The following is a 4,383-nucleotide window of genomic DNA, read 5'->3' as shown; positions in this document are numbered from 1 at the left end:
GAAATATATAGTTTATTTTATTGTAAGTTAAAGATCAAGATCCCATTTTATTTTAAATCACATAACCACTTCGCTACTAAACACTTAGGCTATTTATTATTGGACTGACTTAAATATGAGATGTTCCTTAATTAGGTCTATGATAAAAGTTAAAACTGAAATACTAACACGATTAGTTTTTACTTCCATGACCAATTTCATTCATAAAATCATTTTAGGTTAAGGTTTTGTAATGTATATCATGTTCTTATTAAAAGATATGTATATATGTCCAAATTTTCTTAAAATATAATTTCCAATTAAAGATGGTTCTGCGGCGGTCATCCCAGTTTTATTGGTGTGAAAAAATACTGAAGGTGTATCTATCTTAAATTTTCCTATTTTGATAGCCTTAAGTGTTGCAAAGTGACCAGTCATTACTTCTCCTTTCATTGTAGTCCCTTCTCTTTTGATCTCAGGTTTTAGATTTATTCCATATAAAAGGTTGTGTTTTTTAACTAATCGTGTAGAGAAACCGATCGTACCTCCACTCGCCCCTAAATCAATAATACATCTTTCTTTAAAACTATCCCCTCTTTGAGTATAAAAGGTTGCGAGAACTTCGTATCGTAATTTAGATTTATCAACTGGGTTTATCCTTATACTATCTATTAGTTTATTTTTATTTGAGATGTTCCCCTTATTAAAGGAAATGGTATTATTAAAATAATTTATTTCAACTATATAGTTTTTCATAAACTCCATTCCGATTAACAATTCTGCTTTGTCCCCAATTATTCTTTTCATGTCGATAATAGCATGCGACTTAGACACTCCATTTACTTTTCCAAAAGCAAACGTAATTAACATTCTTTGAAACTTATTTTCTTCTTCGGCACTTTGAACTCTTTTATATCTGGTATTATTTGGCCCTTGCTCAATCTTGGTTAGGCCAATTCTTTGAGCAAATGTAGAATCGCATATCAAGGTGTATGGTGCCCCGGTGTCCAATATAAAATTTACATTAATTGTATCTTGAATAGTACCTTTAAAAATAATATGTCCTCCAGACATAACTACAGGCATACTGTTAGATTTAGAAATATTGTTAACTGGTAAGTTATTATTCTGACATCCAATTAAAATTAATATAAGAAAAAACAAAAATTCGAATTTATTATTCATATTTCCATATATTATCAACCCGTGGTTATTAACAACAACCACAGGTTGAATAGGGATTGAAAAATTACGGGCGTATAATAACACCCCACTCACCACTCACACCTGATCCATTGTAGGCAGGATATATTGCATTACATGCAGCTGTAGCATCGCCACTAATCGAAGACCTACACCAATCCTCCTTGCCACCTGGAGTTGTACAAGAGAGATAATAGTTTTCCTGACAATTACCAATACCACTTCCTGTTCCTCCCATTACTTTTTTTAATTGCGCCCTGGTCAGTACTTCACCTTTCTTAAAGGCATTTGGTTTTAAACTTAATTTTTTCATTGTTTAATGCTTAAATTTGGTTTTAAAGTTTTTGTAGCCCTTCCAAGCTGGGTTACTTATGGCTCCATGTATTTTATAACCACATGGTAGTTCACTGGGGCAGTACATTTCGAACTGGCTGCCCCTCTTTTGTACAAAACGGTTTGTCCCTTTAAGTAATCAAATATTTGATATCCTCCAAGAGATAAGGCGCTGGCAGTTTATAGCCATTTACCAAAATGGTAGGCGTAAAGGCAATTTCTGCCATATCACACCAAGTTTTTTGTTTTTTAGTTACCTCATTCATTTCACCATTAAATGTTATAGGATATTTCTGTGCCCAGATTTCATAATTCTGCGCACCTTGCGCATACCAATCATTTAATGCTTTTCCTAAGAGATCAGCATTGTTCAATGTAGTCAATGCACTGATATGTCGGGACACTTTTGTTTTTTTATCATCATCATGGTCGGCGGTGGTAAAAATAATTTTCACCTGCAGATCATCACGATATTTTAACCATTCATTAATAGTTTGATGTGCCTTGGCACATGGTCCACAAAATGGATTGCTTACCATGGTAATTACCGTTTCAGCATTTGGATTGCCTAGTGTTACTGGCATCATTTCATCACCTATGGCATAACGTGATTGGTTTATTAATACCTGCTTAAATAGTTCACTATTATATTTAAATTTTTTAAGCTGTAATTTTAGTGGTTTAAACTGTATCGAATTAGTAAAGAATGGTTTAAATGTGTACCAAACTGTAACAGGAAGCAAGAAATAAAAAATTATTTGAATGAAAATACTAGAACTAAAAGTTGAAAAGCTAAAAGGCCAAAGTCCAAAGCTGAAAGCTACAATATTTGCGATTACTAATAAGCCTTGTACCATGCAGCACAACAGGCACCAATTTTTATAGCGATACTGATAAGAAATAGAATAAATAGTATAAGACAGCGCAAGTAAATTCAAACAACTCATTATTGCCAAACTACCAGGGTTAATGAGAAGTGTAATGACTGAACCAGTAAAGTAGAAAAATCCTACCTCGCCCCATGAAAGCCACGAAGTAAGTTTAGCAGCATCTGATTTAAGGATCGCATTACAACCATTTTTATTGCCCAAGCTGCATAGGTTTTGTACCAAAGGATTACTACTACCAATACTATTGATTAGCAATAATGAGGTAACACTAACACCAAATAAATTAATAATTAGTAAGACAAAGTAGACAGCGCTTAAGCTTGTATTCAATAACGCCAGAATTATTCCTAAAACTATTGTAATAATCAGTATGGGCAACCTCATACTTTGGAAAAGATCTTTCCATTTATTTTTACCATACTCAGGCTCTTTACTTTCTTTATCTGCCTCGGCCAACAATACTGTACCACTCCATTTTTGCAGAAATTCTTTTATCGGCAAAATAGCTTTTTGCTTTTTCTCGTCACTGTATACTATTTCCTGATCATTAACAGCCTGTACCAGTATAAAACTCCCTCCATTGCTAGCAAAATGGGCTACAAAAGGGCAATTTATGTCTTTAAAAGTAGTTTTATCAATATTAATGGCTGCATTCGCTACCTGCCATTCGGTTAAACAATCGCTTATAGACAATAAACTTGGATATTCAGGATGATCCTCCAACTTTTGCGTTAGTCCGTAGACGCTATGTTTAACAAAAAGGGTTTTCAACAGTAAACGGGTTACCGCAACGGCATTTGAATATTGACTCATAGATTTAAATGGTTAGCTATCGATAAAAAACAAAGGATAATCCAGGATCTCCCCAGAAATACTCCATATTGTTTTATCTTCTTATTTGATTAACAGAAAACAGCAATCTGCAAAAAGCCACTCTCATTATTCAAATAAAATAGTAATTGCTTGGCAACTGTAATAATTTGCAGTGGCTTCTTCCATCAAGGTCATGGAAATGCCAAATTTCAAGCGTCTTTCTTAAATAACTTTATTATAAGATAAGATAATCGAAGATAGAAAAAAGGCATTAACAAACAAAAAATAAATACAAAATAAATACATACAAGAATACATAAAAATAAAAATAAACATACAAATTATACAGAATACAATTACAGAATAAAATAAAACGTTTTAGCAAATACGCCTAATTTTTGATTTTTTTTTGATATCGCAAATAAAAAAGTGCTTTAAAACAAAAACACCCACTCCCAATAAAAAATGGTGGTGGGTGTTTCTAAATAAATTCTTTTTAACCCGACTTAAAGTTTTGAAAGCAAAAGTTTTACCGAGGCTCTTTTTTGATAATTAGGATCGAAATGAACATATTTAATTTTACCTGAACGATCGATAATATAGGTTGCCGGAACGGGTAAGGTATGCCGGGTATTACCGTTATTGTCTTCCAGATTTATACCATAGCCTTTGTATTTGATGAAGGTAGCTTCGTCCATCATGAAGTTTACATTGTAGGCTTTCATAATTTCATCGTCTTTATCCTGAAGGATAGAAAATCCGGCACTGGTTTTTTTGATTGTTTTATCAATGTTTTCTTTCGTTTCGGGTGTAACACCAATAACGAAAGCATCTTTCCCACTTAACAAGTTTAAAGAATCCTGAAGTTCTTTAATGTGTTTGTTACAGTAGGGGCACCACTGACCGCGGTAAAAGAATAATACCACAGAACGGTGTGCTTTGAGCGCACTTTTCAGGCTCACTGTTTTACCGTTTTGATCTACTCCATTAAACATTGGCGCTTGATCTCCTTCTTTTAAACCCTTTTGTGCTTTTGTTTGTAGCGATAATACAACAGCTAAGGCTGTAAATAAAATAATTCTTTTCATTTTGTCTTTATGTTTTTTACCTCTTAGTCGAACCGGAAACATTAACCTTACAATAAAAATTAATTTTTATTTATTTC

At 33.1% G+C, this 4,383-nt stretch carries 4 protein-coding genes; all 4 read right to left on the bottom strand.

What is annotated here, in order from left to right; translation table 11 throughout:
* Positions 1-219: 219 nt before the first annotated feature.
* A complete protein-coding gene (locus AC07YT_RS25015; RefSeq protein ID WP_086546998.1) occupies positions 220-1,164 on the bottom strand; it encodes a retropepsin-like aspartic protease in 945 nt (314 codons plus the stop codon).
* 64 nt (positions 1,165-1,228) lie between these two features.
* Positions 1,229-1,495, bottom strand: coding sequence for a hypothetical protein (locus AC07YT_RS25010; RefSeq protein WP_086546999.1), 267 nt, complete (start codon positions 1,493-1,495; stop codon positions 1,229-1,231).
* A gap of 151 nt (positions 1,496-1,646) precedes the next feature.
* A complete protein-coding gene (locus AC07YT_RS25005) occupies positions 1,647-3,218 on the bottom strand; it encodes a cysteine peptidase family C39 domain-containing protein (protein WP_086547000.1) in 1,572 nt (523 codons plus the stop codon).
* Between the two features lie 506 nt (positions 3,219-3,724).
* Positions 3,725-4,306 (bottom strand): peroxiredoxin family protein, encoded by a 582-nt coding sequence (locus tag AC07YT_RS25000; protein WP_494945581.1) that lies wholly within the window; start codon positions 4,304-4,306, stop codon positions 3,725-3,727.
* Positions 4,307-4,383: the final 77 nt, after the last annotated feature.

This window comes from Pedobacter sp. GW460-11-11-14-TSB4, from assembly GCF_059423705.1.
This window is presented reverse-complemented; position numbering and strand designations above follow the sequence as displayed.

Excerpts from the sequence above, each read along its gene's own strand:
- AC07YT_RS25010 (WP_086546999.1), bottom strand. The coding sequence starts at position 1,495 with ATGAAAAAATTAAGTTTAAAACCAAATGCCTTTAAGAAAGGTGAAGTA.
- AC07YT_RS25000 (WP_494945581.1), bottom strand. The coding sequence starts at position 4,306 with ATGAAAAGAATTATTTTATTTACAGCCTTAGCTGTTGTATTATCGCTA.
- AC07YT_RS25015 (WP_086546998.1), bottom strand. The coding sequence starts at position 1,164 with ATGAATAATAAATTCGAATTTTTGTTTTTTCTTATATTAATTTTAATT.
- AC07YT_RS25005 (WP_086547000.1), bottom strand. The coding sequence starts at position 3,218 with ATGAGTCAATATTCAAATGCCGTTGCGGTAACCCGTTTACTGTTGAAA.